The sequence below is a fragment of the Pseudarthrobacter sp. NPDC058196 genome (genome assembly GCF_042882685.1).
GTDB lineage: Bacteria > Actinomycetota > Actinomycetes > Actinomycetales > Micrococcaceae > Arthrobacter.
In genome coordinates, this window is the sequence record NZ_JBHVVN010000010.1 from 86804 (window position 1) to 108610 (window position 21807).

General features: G+C 66.3%; 20 protein-coding genes and 1 pseudogene. 19 read left to right on the forward strand and 2 right to left on the reverse strand.

Annotated features, from left to right (window positions below; translation table 11 throughout):
- Positions 1 to 165 precede the first annotated feature (165 nt).
- The 13 genes and pseudogenes from sucC to ACFVVC_RS15460 all read left to right on the forward strand — a co-directional run bounded on the left by sucC (position 166) and on the right by ACFVVC_RS15460 (position 13770).
- Positions 166 to 1335 (forward strand): ADP-forming succinate--CoA ligase subunit beta, encoded by a 1170-nt coding sequence (gene sucC, locus ACFVVC_RS15400; RefSeq protein ID WP_387454966.1) that lies wholly within the window; start codon positions 166 to 168, stop codon positions 1333 to 1335.
- 10 nt (positions 1336 to 1345) lie between these two features.
- Complete coding sequence (sucD, locus tag ACFVVC_RS15405) at positions 1346 to 2248, forward strand: succinate--CoA ligase subunit alpha (protein ID WP_387454969.1); 903 nt, start codon at positions 1346 to 1348, stop codon at positions 2246 to 2248.
- Between the two features lie 174 nt (positions 2249 to 2422).
- The gene (locus ACFVVC_RS15410; protein WP_387454972.1) at positions 2423 to 3154 is read left to right on the forward strand and encodes a FadR/GntR family transcriptional regulator; all 732 of its coding nucleotides are present in this window, start codon (positions 2423 to 2425) and stop codon (positions 3152 to 3154) included.
- A gap of 218 nt (positions 3155 to 3372) precedes the next feature.
- Positions 3373 to 4722: an MFS transporter gene (locus ACFVVC_RS15415; protein ID WP_387454975.1), complete on the forward strand. Its 1350-nt coding sequence runs from the start codon at positions 3373 to 3375 to the stop codon at positions 4720 to 4722.
- Positions 4723 to 4731: 9 nt separating this feature from the next.
- Positions 4732 to 5508 carry an SDR family NAD(P)-dependent oxidoreductase gene (locus ACFVVC_RS15420; RefSeq protein WP_387454978.1) on the forward strand — a complete coding sequence of 259 codons (777 nt, stop codon included), beginning with the start codon at positions 4732 to 4734 and terminating at the stop codon, positions 5506 to 5508.
- A gap of 119 nt (positions 5509 to 5627) precedes the next feature.
- Positions 5628 to 6317 (forward strand): GntR family transcriptional regulator, encoded by a 690-nt coding sequence (locus tag ACFVVC_RS15425; RefSeq protein ID WP_387454981.1) that lies wholly within the window; start codon positions 5628 to 5630, stop codon positions 6315 to 6317.
- Between the two features lie 143 nt (positions 6318 to 6460).
- Complete coding sequence (locus tag ACFVVC_RS15430; RefSeq protein WP_387454984.1) at positions 6461 to 7459, forward strand: sugar phosphate isomerase/epimerase family protein; 999 nt, start codon at positions 6461 to 6463, stop codon at positions 7457 to 7459.
- 36 nt (positions 7460 to 7495) lie between these two features.
- Positions 7496 to 9217 carry a dihydroxyacetone kinase family protein gene (locus ACFVVC_RS15435; RefSeq protein ID WP_387454987.1) on the forward strand — a complete coding sequence of 574 codons (1722 nt, stop codon included), beginning with the start codon at positions 7496 to 7498 and terminating at the stop codon, positions 9215 to 9217.
- 10 nt (positions 9218 to 9227) lie between these two features.
- On the forward strand, positions 9228 to 9722 hold the full coding sequence (locus tag ACFVVC_RS15440; protein WP_387454989.1) for a ribose-5-phosphate isomerase: 495 nt from the start codon (positions 9228 to 9230) through the stop codon (positions 9720 to 9722).
- Complete coding sequence (locus ACFVVC_RS15445) at positions 9719 to 10672, forward strand: 3-hydroxyacyl-CoA dehydrogenase family protein (protein ID WP_387454994.1); 954 nt, start codon at positions 9719 to 9721, stop codon at positions 10670 to 10672. Before ACFVVC_RS15440 ends, ACFVVC_RS15445 begins: the two co-directional genes overlap by 4 nt.
- Before the next feature lie 32 nt (positions 10673 to 10704).
- The gene (locus ACFVVC_RS15450) at positions 10705 to 11472 is read left to right on the forward strand and encodes an SDR family NAD(P)-dependent oxidoreductase (RefSeq protein ID WP_387454997.1); all 768 of its coding nucleotides are present in this window, start codon (positions 10705 to 10707) and stop codon (positions 11470 to 11472) included.
- A 102-nt stretch (positions 11473 to 11574) separates the two neighbouring features.
- Positions 11575 to 12921, forward strand: a pseudogene (locus tag ACFVVC_RS15455) (MFS transporter).
- Positions 12922 to 12954: 33 nt separating this feature from the next.
- Positions 12955 to 13770: a triose-phosphate isomerase family protein gene (locus tag ACFVVC_RS15460; protein ID WP_387455000.1), complete on the forward strand. Its 816-nt coding sequence runs from the start codon at positions 12955 to 12957 to the stop codon at positions 13768 to 13770.
- Here the strand turns inward: ACFVVC_RS15460 and ACFVVC_RS15465 are convergent.
- Positions 13722 to 14210, reverse strand: a complete 489-nt coding sequence (locus ACFVVC_RS15465) for an SRPBCC family protein (protein WP_387455003.1) — start codon at positions 14208 to 14210, stop codon at positions 13722 to 13724. The two genes, ACFVVC_RS15460 and ACFVVC_RS15465, sit on opposite strands and share 49 nt — an antisense overlap.
- A gap of 2 nt (positions 14211 to 14212) precedes the next feature.
- Positions 14213 to 14590, reverse strand: a complete 378-nt coding sequence (locus ACFVVC_RS15470) for an ArsR/SmtB family transcription factor (RefSeq protein WP_387455005.1) — start codon at positions 14588 to 14590, stop codon at positions 14213 to 14215.
- Positions 14591 to 14731: 141 nt separating this feature from the next.
- On the opposite strand from ACFVVC_RS15470, the gene ACFVVC_RS15475 reads away from it, so the two are divergent.
- From ACFVVC_RS15475 to ACFVVC_RS15500, 6 genes are all read left to right on the forward strand, one after another.
- Positions 14732 to 15136 carry a tautomerase family protein gene (locus ACFVVC_RS15475; protein WP_387455008.1) on the forward strand — a complete coding sequence of 135 codons (405 nt, stop codon included), beginning with the start codon at positions 14732 to 14734 and terminating at the stop codon, positions 15134 to 15136.
- 188 nt (positions 15137 to 15324) lie between these two features.
- Positions 15325 to 16344 (forward strand): 5-dehydro-2-deoxygluconokinase, encoded by a 1020-nt coding sequence (gene iolC, locus ACFVVC_RS15480; RefSeq protein WP_387455011.1) that lies wholly within the window; start codon positions 15325 to 15327, stop codon positions 16342 to 16344.
- Positions 16341 to 17276, forward strand: coding sequence for a deoxyribose-phosphate aldolase (locus ACFVVC_RS15485; RefSeq protein WP_387455014.1), 936 nt, complete (start codon positions 16341 to 16343; stop codon positions 17274 to 17276). The genes iolC and ACFVVC_RS15485 overlap by 4 nt, the downstream gene beginning before the upstream one ends.
- Before the next feature lie 28 nt (positions 17277 to 17304).
- Complete coding sequence (iolD, locus tag ACFVVC_RS15490; protein ID WP_387455311.1) at positions 17305 to 19254, forward strand: 3D-(3,5/4)-trihydroxycyclohexane-1,2-dione acylhydrolase (decyclizing); 1950 nt, start codon at positions 17305 to 17307, stop codon at positions 19252 to 19254.
- A 32-nt stretch (positions 19255 to 19286) separates the two neighbouring features.
- A complete protein-coding gene (locus tag ACFVVC_RS15495; protein WP_387455016.1) occupies positions 19287 to 20801 on the forward strand; it encodes a CoA-acylating methylmalonate-semialdehyde dehydrogenase in 1515 nt (504 codons plus the stop codon).
- Positions 20802 to 20872: 71 nt separating this feature from the next.
- Complete coding sequence (locus tag ACFVVC_RS15500; protein WP_387455019.1) at positions 20873 to 21784, forward strand: sugar phosphate isomerase/epimerase family protein; 912 nt, start codon at positions 20873 to 20875, stop codon at positions 21782 to 21784.
- The last annotated feature ends 23 nt before the right edge of the window (positions 21785 to 21807 follow it).

Here is a 21807-nt window from a genome sequence, read left to right on the forward strand (position 1 = left end):
GGACGGCCCGGCCGCTCCAAAGGACTAGAGTTCCCCATGGAGCATTACGCCGCGTGGCTCGTTTCCAGACAGGCCGCCGGTGCGTGCAATCCGCAGCCCGGTCATCGTCCCTTCGATGGTGTCCGACTGTACAGAAACTACTTCGACGTAGAAGGACACTAAACCGTGGACCTGTTTGAATACCAGGCGCGCGATATGTTCGAGGCGCACGGTGTACCCGTGCTTGCCGGCATCGTGGCGTACACCCCAGAAGAAGCAAAGGCAGCTGCCGAGAAGATCGGCGGCGTGACTGTTGTCAAGGCACAGGTCAAGGTTGGCGGCCGCGGCAAGGCCGGCGGCGTCAAGGTCGCAAAGTCTGCCGACGAAGCGTTTGAGCACGCCACCAACATCCTGGGCATGGACATCAAGGGCCACACCGTTAACAAGGTGATGATCGCCCAGGGTGCAGACATCGCCGAGGAATTCTACTTCTCCGTCCTGCTGGACCGGGCCAACCGCAACTACCTGGCCATGTGCTCGGTTGAGGGCGGCATGGAAATCGAGCAGCTCGCCGTCGAACGCCCCGAAGCGCTGGCCAAGATCGCCATCGACCCCGCCGTGGGCATCGACCAGGCCAAGGCCGACGAAATCGTCGCAGCCGCAGGCTTCGCCGAGGAACTGCGCGGCAAGGTCGCCGCCGTGATCCTCAAGCTCTGGGACGTCTTCAAGAAGGAAGACGCCACCCTGGTGGAGGTCAACCCCCTCGTCAAGACCGGTGCCGGCGACATCGTCGCACTGGATGGCAAGGTCTCCCTCGACGAGAACGCCGACTTCCGGCACGCCAAGCATGCGCAGCTCGAGGACAAGGACGCCGCGGACCCGCTGGAGGCCAAGGCCAAGGCGCAGGACCTGAACTACGTCAAGCTCGACGGCGAAGTTGGCATCATCGGCAACGGTGCAGGCCTGGTCATGTCCACCCTCGACGTCGTGGCCTACGCCGGCGAAAACCACGGCAACGTCAAGCCCGCCAACTTCCTGGACATCGGCGGCGGAGCCTCCGCCGAGGTCATGGCCGCCGGCCTGGACGTCATCCTGGGCGACGAACAGGTCAAGTCCGTGTTCGTCAACGTCTTCGGCGGCATCACCGCCTGCGACGCCGTCGCCAAGGGCATCGTTGGCGCGCTGGCCGAGCTGGGCCACTCCGCGAACAAGCCGCTGGTCGTCCGCCTTGACGGCAACAACGTCGAGGAAGGCCGCCGCATCCTCACCGAGGCCAACCACCCGCTGGTAACCCTGGCCGCCACCATGGACGAGGGCGCCGACAAGGCCGCCGAGCTCGCCAACGCAGCTAAGTAAGGGACGCACCATGTCTATCTACCTCAACAAGGATTCCAAGGTCATCGTCCAGGGCATCACCGGCGGCGAAGGCACCAAGCACACCGCCCTGATGCTCAAGGCCGGCACCAACATCGTTGGCGGCGTCAACGCCCGCAAGGCCGGCACCACGGTCCTGCACGGTGACAAGGAAATCAACGTCTACGGCACCGTCAAGGAAGCCATTGCTGAAACCGGCGCGGACGTCTCCATCGTCTTCGTGCCGCCGGCATTCACCAAGAACGCGGTCGTCGAAGCCATCGAGGCCGGCATCGGCCTGGTCGTGGTCATCACCGAAGGTGTCCCCGTGCAGGACTCCGCCGAATTCTGGGCCCTCGCCCAGTCGACCGTGGACGCCAACGGCAACCAGGTCACCCGCATCATCGGCCCGAACTGCCCCGGCATCATCACCCCCGGCGAAGCGCTGGTGGGCATCACCCCCGCCAACATCACCGGCAAGGGCCCGATTGGCCTGGTTTCCAAGTCCGGCACCCTGACCTACCAGATGATGTACGAACTGCGCGACCTGGGCTTCTCCACCGCCATCGGCATCGGCGGCGACCCCATCATCGGCACCACCCACATTGATGCCCTGGCCGCCTTCGAAGCCGACCCCGAGACCAAGGCCATCGTGATGATCGGCGAAATCGGCGGCGACGCCGAAGAGCGTGCAGCCGACTTCATCAAGGCCAACGTCACCAAGCCGGTTGTTGGCTACGTTGCCGGATTCACGGCTCCCGAAGGCAAGACCATGGGCCACGCAGGCGCCATCGTCTCCGGTTCCGCCGGTACAGCCCAGGCCAAGAAGGAAGCCCTTGAAGCCGCCGGCGTGAAGGTTGGGAAGACGCCTTCCGAGACCGCCAAGCTGCTCCGCGAGGTCTTCGCAGCCCTCTAGGGAACCCTGCGCTCAGCGCGGGGCCACTTCCGGTTCCGCCTCATCGATGGGGCGGCCCGGGGGTGGCCCCGCGTTCGGCGTTTAAGCGGGGCGTGTAACCGACGTCGCCGGCCGCCGTACGTCGAGTAGGGTTGAAAGGCAAGAGGGGCCACGGTGCCCAGGCAGGGGAGCAGGATGGCAGAGGCGCGGCGAACGCTGGTTGACGTCGTCGTGGACCAGGTCCTTGAGCACATTCTCAGCGGAGAGATCAAGGCCGACGACGCCCTGCCGCCGGAGGCGGACATCGCCAAGGAATCCGGGGTCAGCAGGCTGACGGCCCGGGAGGCCATGAAAGTGCTGAAGGCCCAGAACGTGGTGTACGTAAAACGTGGCCTCGGCACGTTCGTCAATCCGCCGGAACGCTGGACCGGCATGGACGCCATCATGCAGGCTGCCTCCAGGGGGGTGGCGTCCGACCAGGTGGCCCTTCGCCTGCTTGAGGTCCGCCGGATGGTGGAGACCGGGGCGGCCGAGCTCGCTGCCTCGCGCCATCGCCCGGCTGACCTTACTGCCCTGCAGGACAGCGTGGAGCAGATGGAAGCGGCCCACCAGGCCGGGGACGTCGATGCCCTGACCGTGGCCGACATTGCCTTCCATGACACCGTGCTGCGTGCGTCCGGCAACCCGTTCGTCCCCGCACTGCTGGGCCAGCTTTCCACCTTGCTGTATGCCATGCGCCGCGAGACTTCCGCGTTCCCGGACGTGCAGCGCCACGCCATCCACCATCACAAAATGGTCCTCGCAGCCATCGCTGCGGGCGATCCCGCCACGGCGCGCTCCACCATGGACGCCCACATCACCCAGACCTTCGAGGACTACGAGAACTACCTCGCCGTCTCGAGCCGCAACGGCGCCTCGGCCGGCTAGGCGCTGCCGGGTGCGCCCGGTCACGTCCGGACGCCATTCTTCCTGCCGCACCCGGCAGCCTCCAGCATGTGTTGACGACCACATTCGCCTGTGACTAGAATCTCAGTCAGACATCAGACATCTGATATCAATTCCCCCGAAATGCCGCCAGCCAAAGGAGTCGTTATGTGCGCGCATTCCCTTCTCGAGGGTCCCCACCCCACCGCGGGAGGCCGGCGATGAGCTCCCGTACTGCCGCCCCCGCGCTCAGCGAGCTGGGCGAGGCCACCCTTCGCAAGGTCCGCCGGAGGCTCATGCCCCTGATTGTCCTGCTGTACTTCATCGCCTACCTGGACCGGAACAACGTGGGCTTCGCCAAGCTCGGCATGCAGGGGGATATCGGGCTCACTGAGGCCGCCTACGGCCTGGGCGCCGGCATCTTCTTCCTCGGTTACGCGCTGCTCGAAATCCCATCCAATGGCGGCATGTACCGGTACGGTGCCCGGAAGTGGATCGCCCGCATCCTGATCAGCTGGGGCATCTTCGCCACCGCCATGTTCCTGGTTAACGGCGAAGCAACGTTCTACATCATCCGCTTCCTCCTCGGCGCGGCGGAAGCCGGCTTCTTCCCTGCCATCCTCTTCTACCTGACCCTTTGGTTCCCGGCCGCGCAGCGGGTGACGGTGCTGGGCATCTTCATCCTGGCCCAGCCCATCTCCAACGCGCTCGGCGCACCCGTGTCCGGCATGCTCCTGAACCTGGAAGGCGTGGCAGGGCTGCACGGCTGGCAGTGGCTCTACATCCTTGAAGGCATCCCCGCAATCGTGCTGGGCATCATCACCCCCTTTGTCATGACGGACCGGCCCGAACACGCCAAGTGGCTTACGCCGGAAGAACGCGGGTGGCTGACCACCACCATGGATGCCGAACTGGCCGCCAAGCAGAAGGGCGGCAACCACAACTTCCTGGCCGGCCTGAAAGACCCGCGGACCATCGCCTATTCGGCGCTGTACTTCGGCCTGGTCTGCGGGATTTACGGCCTGGGGCTCTGGCTGCCCACCATCGTCAAGGCGCTCGGAACGTTCGACTCCACCCAGGTGGGATTCATCGTCTTCGTCCCCTACGCCATTGCGGCCGTGTTCGTCTACTTCTGGAGCAGGCGGTCCGACCATACCGGCAACCGGGTGTGGCACGCCAGCATGAGCATGGTCCTCGCCGCCGTCGGACTTCTGGGCGCCGGCTACCTGCTACCGGTCAATGCCGTGCTGGCCATGGTCTTCCTGACGCTCGCGGCCATGGGGATCTACTCGGCGATCGCACCCTTCCTGGCCATGCCGTCTGCCGCCCTCACCGGCGCCGCAGCCGCGGCGGGCCTTGCCATGGTCAACTCCCTCGGCAACCTGGGCGGCTTCGTGGCTCCGTACATCGTGGGTGTCCTCAAGGACGCCACCGGAAACAGCCAGGCAGGCCTGGTGTTCCTGGCCGCCTGCCTCGCGGTCACCGCCGCCGCCACCTACCTCTACGCACGCAAGCGGCCCGAAGGGGTCTCCGCCCCCGGAGCCACCGTCCCTGCCGCCGAAAACCACTAGGAGAGACCCATGACCACACAGCACGCCTTCCCGGCGGAACGCACCGCCGTCCTGACCGGCGCAGCATCGGCGCGCGGCATCGGCCGCGCCACGGCAGACCGGCTGGCCAGCGAGGGTTGGTCCATCGCGATCCTGGACATCAACGCCGAAGACGCCCAGGCAGCGGCCGCCGAAATCGGCTCCAGCCGGGCGGTCAAAGCGATCGGCGTGGGCGCCGATGTGTCGGACGAGGCATCGGTGGACCGGGCCATCGCCGCGATCGAGCAGGCGCTTCCGCCGATCGTGGGACTGGTGAACCTGGCCGGAATCAGCTCTCCGACGCCCTTCATGGAGACCACCGTGGCGGAATGGGACAAGGTTTTCGCCATCAACATGCGCGGCACCTTTGTGGTGTCCCAGCGCGTCCTCAAGGGCATGATCGAGCGTGAACTCGGGAGGATCGTCAGCATCTCCTCCATCTCGGCCCAGCGCGGCGGCGGCACTTACTCCAAGGTGGCCTACAGCGCCTCGAAGGCAGGAATCCTTGGCTTTACCCGTGCCCTGGCCCGGGAGGTGGGCCAGCACAACATCACCGTGAACGCCATCGCTCCCGGTCCGATCGACACTGACATCATGGGCGGAACGCTGACCGACGAACGGAAGGCACAAATGTCCGAGGGGATCATGATGGGCCGGGTGGGAACCAGGGAGGAGGTGGGTGCCCTGATCGCTTTCCTCCTCGGCGAGGATGCCGGTTACATCACCGCGGCCACCTATGACATCAATGGCGGCCTGCAGGTGTCCTGACCGCGCAGCCGGGACCGGTGCCGTGCGGGGTGGCGCCCGTACGGCACCCAAGGCGGGTGTGCCCGGGGACATTCGGCTTGGCAGCGGTCCGGCCCGTTCGCCGGCTATAGGATTTCTACATGGCAACCAAGAACCAGGCCTCGGGCGGCGTCAGCAGGCAGGTCCTCGCCGACCATGTCTACGAGGCGCTCCTGGTTGCCCTGATGGACGGCCGGCTGGAAGCCGGTACCCCCGTCAGCATTGATGGCATGGCGCGGGAACTGGACGTTTCCCCGACGCCGGTCCGAGAGGCGCTCGCGCGGCTGGAAGCCACCGGGATGGTACGGCGGATGGCCCTGCGCGGTTACCGGGTGGCGCCCCTGTTCTCTCCGGAAGAACTGGCAGACCTGATGGACGCGCGGCTGGTCATCGAACCGGCCAATGCGTTCATGGCCTGCAAGCACGCGGACCAGGAACTCACGGGGCGGCTCCAGCAGGCCATCGAGGACCTCAAAGCGGCGCCCCGCGGCCCGTCGTTCGCCGAGTTCCGCGCCTATTGGGAAGCGGACGAACGGTTCCACCGCATGATCGCCGAGTCGGCGGACAACCAGTTCCTGCTGTCCGCCTACAACGCCCTCGGCGGCCAGGTGCAGCGTTTCCGTTTCTTTGGCGGCCTGGGCGTCACGGATGCCGACTTCGCCATCGCCGAGCATACAGAGATCCTCAAAGCCTTCCAGGCCGGCGACGCCGAGCTCGCCCGGCAGAAGATGATCGACCACATAGAAGGCGTCAAGCAGCGCTCGCAGCACGACAGCGAAGTGCGCAGCTAGCAGTACCAACCCGCCCTGTTCCGGCGGTGCCAGGCACGGTGGCTGTCCCCCGTTTGCCACCTTTTCGTCCCGCAAGACCCCTTGACAGAGCCATTGAATAACGTAGATCCTATAGGAAATGCGATTCTAAATCTGGAGTGACAATGCCGTACACCGCCGAAAGCTGGCCCATCGCCGCTGCCCTGCTGCAGTTCCCCGGAACCAGGCCGGACGGATCCGCTGCCCAGGACGCTCCTGCGAACGACTGGCAGAAGGTCTTCGAGGAAGTGGCTGACGCCGGTTTCACCAACGCCGACCTCACCGACAGCTGGGTACGCCCAGGCGATCTCTCCAGCTCCCGGCTGGACGAGCTGAAGGCCGCCGCCGGCGCTGCGGGCCTTGGGCTTCCCTCCATTTCCGCCATCCGCCGCAGCGTCATCGAAGAAGGCAACTGGGAAGAAAACCTCGCCTACACCCACCGCACCCTCGAGTCCGCGGCGCAGCTCGGCTGCGAGGTGGTCTCGATCGGCCTGCACCAGGCCATCACCCCGGAGCAGCAGAAGCAGCTGTGGTTCTGGACCGTCGAGGGCCACAAGGACCCAGTGGGAGACAAGGAAACCTGGCACAACGCCGTCACCCGCATCCGGGAAGTGGGCAAGCACGCCGCCGAGCTCGGTCTCCTGGTTTCGCTGGAGATGTACGAGGACACCTACCTGGGCACCGCGGATTCCTCCGTCCGCCTGGTCCAGGACATCGACCTGGCCAACGTGGGGCTGAACCCGGACCTGGGAAACCTGATCCGCCTGCACCGGCCCATCGAGGACTGGCGCGAACTGGTCCACAAAACGCTGCCCTACTCCAACTACTGGCACGTCAAGAACTACATCCGTGACGAAGACCAGTCCCGGGACCACTATGTCGCCATGCCCGCACCCATGGAATATGGCCTCATCAGCTACCGCGAAGCCTTCGAGTTCGCCCTCTCCGCCGGGTTCCAAGGCATCATCTGCACCGAGCACTACGGCGGGGACGGCCTGAGCGTTACCGCGGCCAACCAGGACTACCTGCGTCGACAGGTCCTGCCCAAGCGCGACGGCTACGCCCTGGGAACCAGCCTGGTGGCGCAAGGCCGGCAAACCCCGGCCGCTGTTCCGGCGCGCTAAGCCCCGCACACACCCCACACGGTTCAACGAGGAATCATGACAAAGATATTTGACGATCCAGCGCAGTTCGCCGACGACGCCCTCGACGGCTTCGTCGCCGCCAACCGCCAGTACGTGGCCCGCGTTGACGGCGGCGTGGTCCGCTCCACCGAATCACCGGCGGCACAGGTTGCCCTGGTCATCGGCGGCGGCTCCGGCCACTACCCGGCCTTCGCCGGCCTGGTGGGGGCAGGACTTGCGGCAGGAAGCGCCTGCGGCAACATGTTTGCCTCGCCTTCGGCAGGGCAGGTCTACCGCGTTGCAAAGGCTGCCCAGGCCGGCGGCGGCGTCCTGCTGAGTTATGGCAACTATGCCGGGGACGTCCTCCACTTCGGCCAGGCGCAGGAAAAGCTGAACGCCGAAGGCATCCGGACCCGGACCGTGCTGGTCACCGACGACATCGCCAGCGCACCGGTCGAGGAGATGGACAAACGGCGCGGCATCGCCGGCGACCTCACGGTCTTCAAAGTAGCGGGCGCGGCAGCTGAAGCCGGCCTGGACCTGGACGAGGTGGAGCGCCTCGCCCTCAAGGCCAACCACCACACCCGCTCACTGGGCGTGGCCTTCGCCGGCTGCACCCTCCCCGGAGCAGCCGAGCCGCTGTTCACCGTTCCTGACGGCATGATGTCGGTGGGCTTGGGCATCCACGGCGAACCTGGCATCTCCGAGCAGCCCCTCCCCACCGCCGGCGAGCTCGCAAGGCTGCTGGTGGACGGACTCCTCAAGGACAAGCCGGAAGGCGCCGGCCGCAGGGTTGTGCCCATCCTCAACGGATTGGGGACCGTCAAGTACGACGAACTGTTCCTGCTGTTCGGCAGGATCGAGGGGCTGCTCACGTCGGCCGGACTCGAGATCGTCGAGCCCGAGTGCGGTGAGCTGGTCACCAGCCTGGACATGTCCGGCCTGTCCCTGACGCTGTTCTGGCTGGACGCCGAGCTGGAGAAGTTCTGGGCCGCCCCCGCTGACACGCCGGCCTTCCGCAAGGGCAACCTGGCACCCCGCCGGGCACGGGCCTTCAAGTCCCTGGCCGAGGCAGGGACGACGCCGGCGCTGGCCGCCACCCCGGCGTCGACGGCCCTGGCTGCCACGGCGGTGGGCGCGCTGAAGGAGGCGCGCGCCGTCGTCGTCGAACACGAAGACGCGCTGGGAAAGCTGGACGCCATCGCCGGGGACGGCGATCACGGCATCGGCATGCGGCGCGGCGTGGACGCTGCCGTCGCCGCTGCGGAACAATCCCACGCCGGCGGCGCCGGCCTGGAGGAAGTCCTCGCGGCGGCGGGGGAGCAATGGGCCGAACGGGCCGGCGGGACCTCCGGGGCACTCTGGGGCGCGGCCGTCACCGCCGTCGGCAGGACCCTGGGCAGCAAGGACGCCTACACAACCGCCGACGCGACGGCGGCCGTCAACGCCCTCCGCGACGCCATCGTCACGCTGGGCAAGGCCGAAGCCGGCGACAAGACCATGGTGGACGCGCTCCTTCCGTTCGCCGACACCTTCGCCAAGGCACTTGACGACGGCGGCAGCCTGGCCGGCAGCCTCCGCGCGGCAGCGGAGTCGGCCGCCGCGGCCGCCGACGCGACCGCAGGCCTCAGCCCAAAGAAGGGCCGGGCCCGGCCGTTGGCCGAAAAGAGCCTCGGCCACCCGGACCCCGGCGCCGTCTCCTTCGGCCTCATCGCCCGCAGGGTGGCCGACTACGCCGCCACCATTGAAAGCCACTAAGGAGCACCGGATGACCGAAAACACCAAACCCGGCTGGCGCATCGTCGTCGGCAATGACGAGGCCGGCGTGGAATACAAGAATGCCTTGCGCGAACTGTTGGAGGCGGACCCGCGCGTCGCCTCGGTGGAGGACGTGGGCGTCGACGCCGACGACACCACCGCCTACCCGCACCTGGCCGTCGCTGCTGCCCGCAAAGTGGCGGCCGGTGAGGCGGACCGCGCCCTCCTGATCTGCGGGACGGGCCTGGGCGTGGCCATCTCAGCCAACAAAGTACCGGGCATCCGGGCCGTGACCGCCCACGACAGCTACTCGGTGGAACGCTCAGTGCTGTCCAACAACGCCCAGGTACTGACCATGGGCCAGCGTGTCATCGGCCTGGAGCTGGCCAAGAAACTCGTGGGCGAGTGGCTGGACCACCGCTTCGACGAAAACTCCGCATCCGCGGCAAAAGTAGACGCCATCTCCTCCTACGAGGACGCGTCGGAAGGACATGAAGACAAATGAGCACTCGCAACATCGCCGTCGTCGGCTCAGGCTACATGGGCGGCGGGATCGCCCAGGTCCTGGCACTTGCCGGGGCCCGGGTTGCCTTGGCCGATGTCTCCGCCGACATCGCGCAAAGCAACTACGAACGGCTGCTGAAGGAATCCGACGAATTCGTGGCAGCCGGGCTGTTCCCCGCCGGCGCCACCGAAAAGCTCAAGGAAAACCTCTGGGCCGCCAAGGACATCGAAGAGGCCGTGGCTGGCGCCGAATACATCGAGGAAGCCGTGCCGGAGGTCCTGGAGATCAAGCACGCCACCCTGGGCCGGATCAGCGCCGCCGCCCGCCCGGACGCCATCATCGGCTCCAACACCTCCACCATTTCCATCGCCAAGCTCGCCGAAGTGGTGGACAACCCGGAGCGCTTCCTGGGCGTCCACTTCTCCAATCCCGCCCCGTTCATCCCCGGCGTGGAAGTCATCCCTCACGAGGGCACCTCCGAGGCCACCGTCCAGGCCGCCCGCGAAATCGTCGCAGAAACCGGCAAGGAGACGGCCACCGTCAAGGACGTCACCGGGTTCGTGCTGAACCGGCTGCAGTACGCCCTCTTCCACGAAGCCGCGCAGGTGGTGGAGGAAGGCATCGCCACCGCCGAGGACGTGGACACCCTGGTCCGCACCACCTTCGGCTTCCGGTTGCCGTTCTTCGGCCCGTTCGCCATCGCTGACATGGCCGGGCTGGACGTCTACGCCTTCTGCTACAAGTCACTGCAGACAGGGTTTCCGGAACGGTTCGCCACCCCGCAGATCCTGCAGGACAAGGTCGACGCCGGCCAGCTGGGTACCAAGACCGGCTCCGGCTTCCTTGACGTCCCCGCCGACCGTACGGCAGCCCTGGTCGCCTATCGGAACAAGGCATACGTCGCCATGCAGAAGCTCATGGAGGACCTGGGCCCGGCACCCCTGTCCTAGGCCGTCCGTCCACCCCACCCGAAGGAACAACCATGACGTCATTTCCCACAGAACGCACGGTGATCGTCACCGGTGCCGTGTCTGAGCGCGGCATCGGCCGTGCCACCGCGGAGTACCTGGCTGAACGCGGCTGGAACATCGGCGTGATCGACCTTGACGATGCCGCCAGCAAGGCCCTCGCCAAGGAGTTGGCCGAGAAGCACGGCGTCCAGGCCCACGGCGTCGGCGCCAACATTGGCGACGAAGCCTCAGTGCGCGCCGCCATCGACGAGATCGAGGCCGAACTTCCCCAACTCGTGGCCCTGGCGAACATCGCCGGGGTCAGCTCCCCGGTTCCCTACCTCGAACTCGACGGCGCGGAATGGGACCGGGTGCTCAACATCAACATGAACGGTGTCCACTACGCCACCCGCCGGGCGGCCGAATCGATGGCCAGGAACCGGCTGGGACGGATCGTCAACATCTCCTCCGTCTCCGCCCAGCGCGGCGGCGGCACCTTCAGCAAGACCCCCTATTCGGTGGCCAAGGCCGGCGTCATCGGATTGACCCGCGCCACCGCCCGGGAACTGGGGGAGTACGACATCACCGTCAACGCCATCTCACCGGGCCCGATCGATACCGACATCATGGGCGGCACCCTCAGCGAAGAACGCAAGGACGAACTCGTCAAGGACCTGGTGGTGAACCGGGTGGGCACCACCCGGGATGTTGCGGCAGCCATCTCCTTCCTGATCGGTGAGGACGCCGGGTATATCTCCGGCCAGACGCTGAACGTGGACGGCGGCCTGTACATGCACTGACGGCACGCCGCCGCCACCGCACAGCGGCGTGCCGCCTCCACCAAGCCCTGCAGGCCGCCGGCCCGCAGGCCCATCACCGTCACCCACTCGAAGGAGAGTGCTGTGTCTGAAACCACCGCAACATCCAAGGAACTCCTGGCCCGGCCGGTCCTGAAATCGGCAATCTTCAAGGCGGCCCGGCGGCTCATGCCGATGCTGGTCATCCTCTACGTCGTCTCCTTCCTGGACAGGACCAACGTCGGCTTCGCCGAGGCCGCCCTGGGCACGGACAAGGGGGTGTCCGCGGCGGCCTTCGCCTTGGGCGCCGGCATCTTCTTCATCGGCTACGCGATCTTCGAGATTCCCAGCAACCTGCTGCTCAAGAAGGTCGGTGCCAAGATCTGACTGGCACGCATCGCCATCACCTGGGGCATCGTCTCGGCGTGCTTCGCCTTCGTCCAGGGCGAAACCTCATTCGTGATCCTGCGCTTCCTCCTCGGCGTCACCGAGGCGGGCCTGTTTCCCGGCGTGATCATGTACCTGGCCGAATGGTTTCCGAACAAGGTCCGCGTGCAGATGTTTGCCATCTTCTACCTGGCCCAGCCGTTCTCCCAGATGATCGGCAACCCGCTCTCAGGCTGGCTCATCAACATCGGCGACCAGGTGCCGGGACTTCGCGGCTGGCAGGTCATGTTCTTCGTCGAAGGCATGCTGGCCGTCCTGGCAGGCATCGCGGCGTTCTTCTTCCTGATCAATGGCCCGGAGAAAGCCCAGTTCCTCAGCAGCGAAGAAAAGTACGCACTGAAGGAAGTCATGGCCCTGGAGGACACCATCAAGGACGAGCACGGCCCGCGCGGCATCCTCGCCGCCATGCGCAATGGCCGCGTCTGGTACTTCACCGTGATCTATTTCTGCCTGCAGGTCGCGGTCTACGGCGTCACGTTCTTCCTGCCGCAGCAGGTGTCTTCGCTGACGGGGCAGAAGGTAGGGCTCGCCGTCGGCCTGCTGATCGCCGTGCCCTGGTTCTTCGGCATCTTCGCCTGCTACTTCATCGGCAAGGCCGCAGACACGGTGGCGAAGCGGCGGAAGTTCGGCACCATCTTGTTCATCTCCACCGGCCTGTGCATCTTTGGCTCAGCCTGGTCGGGGACCAACCACCAGCCAGTCCTGGGCATGGTCTTCATTACCCTGGCAGTCTGCAGCTTCCTTGCCGTAGGTCCGGTGGTCTGGTCCTACCCCACCGCGTTCCTGGCCGGGTCCGCGGCCGCGGCAGGCATTGGACTGATCAACTCCCTGGGCAACCTGGGCGGCTTCGTGGCGCCGATCCTGCGGACCGCAGTCAACGAGGCAACCCAGTCACCCACCGGATCCATGGGGGTCTACGCCCTCGGGGTGCTGCCGTTCGTGGCGGCCGCGATGATGTACGCCACCAAGCGGTTCCAGAACAAGGCCGACGACCTGCTCGACTGAGCACGTCCGCAGCCACCACGACGCAAGGAAACCATGAGTACCTCCGGCAGCAGCACAGGCAACGGCGCCCTCCACATCGGCGTCAGCACCAAAATGTACCTGGGCTACCAGGCAAGCCTGCGCTGGCTGTCGGAGGTGCGCGCCGTCGTCGATGACAGGCCCGGACTCGCCGCCAAGGATTCTCCGGTGCGGGTCTTTGCCATCCCTTCTTTTCCGGTACTGGAACAGGCCGCGCGGATCCTGGCCGGTTCGCCGGTGTTGCTCGGAGCGCAGAACTGCGCGTGGGGGGACGGGCCCCTCACCGGGGAAGTCAGCCCCGGCATGCTGGCCGAACTTGGCGTCCGCCTGGTGGAAATCGGACATGCCGAGCGCCGCCGGCTGTTCGCCGAGGACGACGCCGTGGTGGCCCGCAAGGTGCGTGCCGTCGTCGGCCATTCCCTCACGCCGTTGCTGTGCATCGGCGAGCCGGACAGGCTCGAGGCCGGTGCTGCCGCCGAATTCTGCGTGCGGCAGGTCCGCGCCGCGACGGGCGGCGACGAGGCGCTGCTGCCTCTCCTGGTCCTTGCTTACGAACCTGTATGGGCCATCGGCGCCGACGAGCCCGCCGGCCCGGACCACGTCAACGCCGTCCTCGGGCTGATCCGGGCAGCCCTGGGCCCGGGCTGCCCCCTGATGTACGGCGGCAGCGCCGGTCCCGGACTGTTGCCGCAGCTGGCAGCCGCGGACGGACTCTTCCTTGGCAGGTTCGCCCACGACCCCGCGAACCTGGGCCGCGTCCTGGATGAAGCGATGCTTTTGCGTCAGGCGGGGGCCGCTGCCCCGGCCAGCAGTTCGTCCAGCCGCTCGTAACCTTCGGACATGCCCCCCTCCATGCCCGACTGCGCCATGCCGTCGCGCGCTTCCTGGCTGGGGTAGACGGAATGTCCCCGGAGCCGGGTCCTTCCGTTGCCGAGGTCCTCGAACGTCATGAACTCCAGGCTGACCACATCCGGGTATCCGCCGAACTCGAAAGTCTGGATGGCGAATTCGTTCTCCCGGACGGTGTGGAAGATGCCCTTGAACTCGTAGGCGACGCCATCGCGTCCGGTGTGCAGGTAGCTGTAGCTGCCGCCGGTGCGGAAGTCATAGTAGTCAATGTCCATCTTCATGCCCCGCGGGCCCAGCCACTGGACAATGAGGTCCGGTTCTTTGTGGGCGCGGAACACGTCCGCGACCGGGAAATCGAACTCGCGCTCGTAATCGATGAAGGGGGTGCCCTCGGGAACGCTGAGTTTCAGGGAATTGCTCATCTTCACTCCTTGGTGGATTGTTCGCCACTGACGTGGTCGCCGCTGTGCGCAGCGTTGGATCGTAGAACGGCGTCGAGGCTCCGGAACTGGCCTTCGCGGATCAAACGGTATTGGTCAATCCATGCGGTCAGCGCCTCAAGCCGCGCCGGGTTCAGGTGCACGGGCCGGCGCTGTGCGTCCCTGGTCCGGGTCACCAGTTCCGCCTGCTCGAGTACCTGGATGTGCTTCGAGACTGCCTGCTTGGAGATCTCGAAAGGTTCAGCCAATTCGTTCACTGTTGCCGGGCCCCTGCTGAGCCGGGCGATGATCCTTCGACGCACGGGATCGGCCAGGGCCATGAAGGCCACGTCCAGGGCCGCGTCATCGGAGATCAATGTCATTCCTCATTAGTCAACTTCAATGTTTATCAACCTTGTGGTTGATTAATGGTAGCCACCGCGGCGGGATTCGCGCAAGGGGTTTGTTCCATCGTCTTACTATTTGTTAGGATGTCAGGACAAACTAACCGAAGGAGAATGATCATGCCCCTGGTCCGCATCGACGTCAACGAAGGCCGCACCTCCGAGGAATTGCAGAAACTGAGCCGCGGGATCCATGAAGCAATCCTGGCCGAGTATGGAATTCCGGAGCAGGATTACTTCCACATCCTGACGGAGCATCCGCAGGGCCGGATTATTGCCCAGGATGCGGGTTTGGGATTTGAGCGCACCGGAGGAGTGGTGATGATCCAGATCTTCACCCAAGCTGGCAGGTCGCAGGAGGCCAAGCAGCGGCTTTTCGCCGCCGTGGCCGACAAGCTCGCCGGGCTGGGGGTTGCCGGGGAGGATGTCTTCATCGGCTATGTGGAAAACGGTGCCGGTGACTGGTCGTTCGGATTCGGCCGTGCGCAGTACATTACCGGCGAGTTGGCGGTCCCCAAGCAGTAACTGCGGGCCTCCGAAGCGTTGCGGGAAACGGGTATAACGCTTGTTGTAAGTATGTCAGTACAAACCTTTGACAGGACATTCGATCTAGGGCAGAGTAGTGCCTGTGGCCCACACCACGGCCTGCCAGTTCCGGAACTCCCGTCCCTTCGAAGGATTCGAGTTCCACACCAGAAAGGTCCACGATTCCCGTGACCCATGAGCTTCTTACGATCGGGCGCATCAGCGTTGATATCTACCCGAACGACATCGGGGTTGGCCTGGAGGACGTGACGTCCTTCGGCAAGTACCTGGGTGGTTCGCCGTCCAACGTCGCCGTTGCCGCCGCCCGCCATGGCCGCCGGACGGGCGTGATCACCCGGACCGGGGACGACCCGTTCGGGGCGTACCTGCACCGCGAGCTCCACAAGTTCAATGTGGATGACGCCTTCGTCACGCCGGTCAAGGACTGGCCCACTGCGGTGACCTTTTGCGCGATCAAGCCCGCCACCGATGAGTTCCCGCTCTACTTCTACGGCCGGTTCCCCACGGCGCCGGACCTCCAGATCCACGCCGGCGAGCTGGACCTGGACGCCATCCGGGAGGCCGGGATCTTCTGGTCCACGGTGACCGGCCTGTGCCAGGAACCCTCCCGCAGTGCCCACCTCGCAGCCCACGAGTCCCGCCCCCGTACCGGCCTGAAAGACGGCCAGTTCACCATCCTGGACCTGGATTACCGGCCCATGTTCTGGGCATCCGAGGAGGACGCCCGGGCCCAAGTGGCCAGGATCCTGCCGCACGTCACGGTTGCGATCGGCAATGACAAGGAATGCGCCGTCGCCGTGGGGGAGGGGACCCCGGACGAGCAGGCGGACCGCCTGCTGGCCGCCGGCGTGGAAATCGCCGTCGTCAAGCTTGGCCCGGAAGGCGTGATGGCCAAGACCCGCACCGAGCGGGTGGTGTCTGCGCCCGTGCCGGTGGAGACGCTGAACGGCCTGGGTGCCGGCGATTCGTTTGGCGGCGCCTTCTGCCACGGCCTCCTCTCCGGCTGGCCGCTGGCCCAGGTCCTGGACTACGCCAACGCCGCCGGCGCGATCGTCGCCTCCCGGCTGTCCTGCGCAGATGCCATGCCGACGCCGGAGGAGGTCACCTCGCTGTTGGCGGACCGGGGCCGGCCGGTCCCCGGCGGCGGTTCCGCCACGCAGCTTGCCACCGAAGGAGCAGCACTGTGACCCTCACCCCGATTGCCTCCAACCGCACCGTGGATGATGATCCGCGCCGTTACGAGCACCTGAGCACCATCCGCCTTGAGGACCCGGAGGCTGTGGCCCGCGCCGCGAAGTCCCGCCGCCGCCACCCGGGCCTGAAGTCCGGACGGCAGAACTTCATCGTCGCCGCCGACCACCCGGCCCGGGGCGCCCTGGCAGTCGGCAGCAACCCGGTGGCCATGGCTGACCGCCGCCAGCTCCTGGACCGGCTCCAGATCGCCCTGGCCAACCCCGCCGTGGACGGCGTCCTGGCCTCCCCGGACATCATGGACGACCTCCTGCTGCTGGGCGCACTGGACGGGAAGCTCGTCTTCGGTTCGATGAACCGCGGCGGCCTGGCCGGGCTGGTCAACGAGATAGATGACCGTTTCACCGGCCACACGGCCGCCGCGCTGGAGGCGCTCGGTGCCGACGGCGGGAAGATGCTGACCCGGATCTGCCTTGGCGACCCGGACACCGTTGCCACCCTGGAGGCGACCGCCCACGCGATCGATTCGCTGGCCGGACGGAAGCTGATCGCCATGGTGGAGCCCTTCCTCTCGGTCCGGGAAAACGGCCGCGTCCGCAACGACCTCTCCACCAACGCGGTGATCAAGTCCATCGCGATCGCCGAGGGCCTGGGCTCCACCAGCGCCTACACCTGGATGAAGCTGCCGGTCGTGGCGGAGATGGAACGCGTCATGGCGGCCACCACCATGCCCACGGTCCTGCTGGGCGGTGACCCCGACGGTACCCAGGACGAGGTCTTCGCCACCTGGGAAGCTGCGCTGGCTCTCCCGGGCGTCCAGGGCCTCACGGTTGGCCGGACCCTTCTCTATCCCGCAGACGGGGACGTCGCCGGCGCCGTCGCCACCGCCGCCTCGCTGCTGCACCACACCACGGAAGCATCGGAGTAGTCCCATGGGCACAACAGGAACGCGCAGGATGACGGTGGCCCAGGCCGTCGTCGAATACCTGTCCAAGCAGTACACCGTCGACAAGGTGGGCAGTGTGGAGTACCGGGAACGGCTCATTCCGGGCACCTTCGGTATTTTCGGGCACGGCAACGTGGCCGGCGTGGGCCAGGCGCTGAAGCAGTACCAGCAGCTGGACCCCACCCTGATGCCGTACTATCAGGGCCGGAATGAACAGGCCCAGGTCCACCAGGCCGTCGGGTACGCCCGGCATACCCGCCGCCGCCAGACCTACGCGATCAGCACCTCGATCGGCCCGGGCTCGTCCAACCTGCTGACCGGCGCCGCCCTGGCGACCACCAACCGGCTGCCCGTGCTGCTGCTGCCGTCTGATACGTTCGCCACCCGCGCGGCGGATCCGGTGCTGCAGCAGCTGGAACAGCCCTACGCCTATGACCTGACGGTCAATGACGCGTTCCGGCCGCTGTCCAAGTTCTTTGACCGGGTGAACAGGCCGGAGCAGCTGTTCTCCGCGTTCCACCACGGGCTGCGGGTCCTGACTGACCCGGCCGAGACCGGGGCCGTCACCATCTCGCTGCCGCAGGACGTCCAGGCCGAGGCTTTCGATGTCCCTGAGGAATTCCTGGCCGAGCGGGAGTGGCGGATCCGCCGCCCCGAGGCCGACGACGACGACATCGCACGTGCTGCTGCGGCTATCCGTGCCGCGAAGCGTCCGCTGATCATTGCCGGCGGCGGCGTCCTCTACGCGTACGCCAACGAAGAACTGGCAAAGTTTGCGGAACTGACGGGCATCCCGGTGGGCAATACGCAGGCCGGCGTGGGCGTCCTGCCGTGGGACCACGCCCAGTCCCTCGGAGCGATCGGCTCCACCGGCACCACCGCGGCGAACGCCATCGCTGCCGAAGCGGACCTGATCATCGGCATCGGAACCCGCTACGAGGACTTCACCACCGCATCCCGGACCGCGTTCCAAAACCCCACCGTGAAGTTCATCAACATCAACGTCGCCCCGCTCGACGCCTACAAGCACGGCACCAGCCTCCCGATCGTCGCGGACGCCCGCAAGGCACTGGTGAAGCTGAACTCAGCGCTGGGCGGGTACCGCATCGGCGCGGACCTGGCGGAGCTGGTCGCGGCAGAGAAGAAGCGTTGGGACGCCACCGTGGATGAGGCGTTCGACACCCGGTACACCCCCTTGCCGGCCCAGAACGAGATCATCGGTGCCACCAACCGGGCCATGGATGCCCGGGATGTGGTCATCTGCGCGGCAGGGTCCCTGCCCGGGGACCTGCACAAGATGTGGCGCGTCCGGGACCCGTTCGGCTACCACGTCGAATACGCCTACTCCTGCATGGGCTACGAGATCCCCGGCGGCCTGGGCGTCAAGCGGGCAGTGCTCGCCGAAGCGGCCCGTACGACGGCGGCGGGCGAGGACCGCGCGGAGGTGCGGGACGTCGTCGTGATGGTGGGGGACGGCTCCTACCTGATGATGCACACCGAACTGGTCACCGCCGTCGCTGAACGCATCAAGCTGATCGTGGTCCTGATCCAGAACCACGGCTACGCCTCCATCGGCTCCCTGTCCGAATCCTTGGGCTCGCAGCGGTTCGGCACCCAGTACCGGGCGCTGGACGAGGAGCAGCACAGCTTCGACAACGGCGATACCCTGCCTGTGGACCTGGCACTGAACGCCGAATCCCTGGGCGTAAAGGTCATCCGGATCGAACCGGGGGAGAAGGTGATCGCCGAACTCGAACAGGCCCTCCGCGACGCCAAGGCCGCCCCGGAGGGCAGCGGCCCCATCCTGATCCACGTCGAGTCCGATCCGCTCCTGGACGCACCATCCTCCGAGTCCTGGTGGGACGTTCCCGTCTCCCAGGTCGCCGAACTGGACTCCACCAAGCAGGCCTTCCAGACCTACGCCGACCACAAGTCACGCCAGCGCAAACTGCTCGGCTGAACCTCACTTTCCACTACTCAAGGAAGAGTTCCATGACTGCCACCACCACCGAAGCAACCGTCATCAACCACTTCATCAACGGCGCCGAAACTGCAGGCGAGGGCGACCGCACCACGAACGTGTACAACCCCGCCACGGGTGCGGTGACCGGCGAGCTGCGCCTGGCCAACCGGACCGACCTGGACACCGCCGTCGCCGCCGCCCGCAAGGCCGCCGATTCCTGGGGCGAGACCTCCCTGGCCAAGCGCACCGCCGTGCTGTTCAAATTCCGCGAGCTCGTCGCCGCCCATGTGGATGACCTCGCGGCCCTCGTCACCGCCGAGCACGGCAAGGTCCTCTCCGACGCCAAGGGCGAGATCGGCCGGGGCCTGGAAGTAGTGGAGTACGCCTGCGGAATCCCCACCCTGCTCAAGGGCGACTACTCGGACCAGGTCTCCACCGGCATCGATGTTTTCTCCTTCCGCGAACCGCTCGGCGTCGTCGCCGGCATCACCCCGTTCAACTTCCCGGTCATGGTGCCGCTGTGGATGGCCCCGATGGCGATCGCCACCGGCAACGCCTTCATCCTCAAGCCCTCCGAACGCGACCCCTCCGCCTCCCTCCTGCTCGCCAAGCTCTGGAAGGACGCCGGCCTGCCGGACGGGGTGTTCCAGGTCCTGCACGGCGACAAGGAAACCGTGGACGGGCTCCTGACCCACCCGGACGTGGACGGCATCTCGTTCGTCGGGTCCACCCCGATCGCCCAGTACGTCCACGAGACCGCCACCAAGCACGGCAAGCGCGTCCAGGCGCTGGGCGGGGCGAAGAACCACGCCATCGTCCTGCCCGACGCCGACCTGGACAACGCCGCCGACCACCTGGCGGCCGCCGCATTCGGATCCGCCGGTGAACGCTGCATGGCCATCTCCGTCGCGGTCGCCGTCGGAGACGCCGCCGATGCGCTGGTGGCAAAGGTCCAGGAACGCGCCGAAGCCGTGAAGGTCAACAACGGTACCGCGCCCGGCGCTGAAATGGGCCCGGTCATCACCCCCGCCTCGAAGGAACGCATCGTCCGGATCGTCACCGACGCCGAAACAGCGGGGGCTGCCATGGTGGTGGACGGCCGCGACCTGGTTGTCCCGGGCCACGAAAACGGCTTCTGGGTGGGACCCACCGTCCTTGACCATGTCAAGACCGAAATGACCGCCTACACGGAGGAAATCTTCGGGCCCGTCCTGGTGGTGGTCCGCGTCGACACCCTGGAAGACGGCATCAAGCTCATCAACGCCAACCCCTATGGCAACGGCACCGCCATCTTCACCTCCTCCGGCGCGGCCGCCCGGACGTTCCAGCGGTCGGTTACTGTCGGCATGATCGGCATCAACGTTCCCCTGCCGGTCCCGGTGGCCTACCACTCCTTCGGCGGCTGGAAGGCCTCCCTCTTCGGCGACAAGCACATGTACGGCCCCGAGGGTGTCTCCTTCTACACCCGCGGCAAAGTGGTCACCTCCCGCTGGCCCGAAACCCACCACGCCTCCGGCGCCTCCTACAACTTCCCCTCCAACTAGTCCCCACCCGGTTTCGGCAGGCTCAACCACTGGTGGTTGAGCCTGTCAAAACCCTCCAAAGGAACAGACACATGACTGAGAACAAGCTGATCATCGGCACGGCGCCGGACTCCTGGGGCGTCTGGTTCGCGGACGATCCCAAGCAGACCCCCTGGGAACGCTTCCTCGACGAGGTGGCCGAATCCGGCTACAAGTGGATCGAGCTGGGCCCCTATGGCTACTTGCCCAACGATCCCATCCGGCTTGCCGAAGAACTGAAGCAGCGCGACCTCAAGGTCACCGCAGGCACTGTGTTCACCGCATTCCACCGCGGCCTGGACCAGTGGGAGGCTGCGTGGGAACCCGCACGGAAGGTCGCCGAACTCACCGCCGCCATGGGCGGTGAGCACATTGTGGTCATCCCGGCAATGTGGCGTGACGACGTCACCGGCGAGGCCGTGGAGAGCGGCACCCTGAGCGAAAAGGCTTGGAGCGACCTGTTCGCCGGCCACAACCGCCTGGGCAAGACACTCCTGGAAGACTTCGGCCTGCAGCAGCAATTCCACTCCCACGCAGACTCGCACGTGGGAGCCCAAGAGGACATTGAGACCCTCCTTGCCGCCACGGACCCGAAATACCTGAACCTGTGCCTGGACACCGGCCACGCCGAATACTGCGGCGCCTCCAGCCTGGAACTGATCAAGAACTACCCGGACCGGATCGGCTACCTGCACCTGAAGCAGATCAACCCGGAGATCCTGAAGAAGGTCAACGACGAGAACATGACCTGGGCTGCAGCCAACCTCGCCGGCGTCATGACCGAACCGCCCAACGGGCTGCCGGACCTCCGCGCCGTCATCGAAGCCGTGGAAGCCCTGGACCGGCCCATCTTCGGCATCGTGGAGCAGGACATGTACCCCGTGGCCTTCGACGTGCCCATGCCGATCGCCAAGCGCACCCGAAACTATCTGCTGTCCTGCGGCTCCCGCACCGCCGTCAGCTGACCTCTTCCCTCCCAGAACCTTAA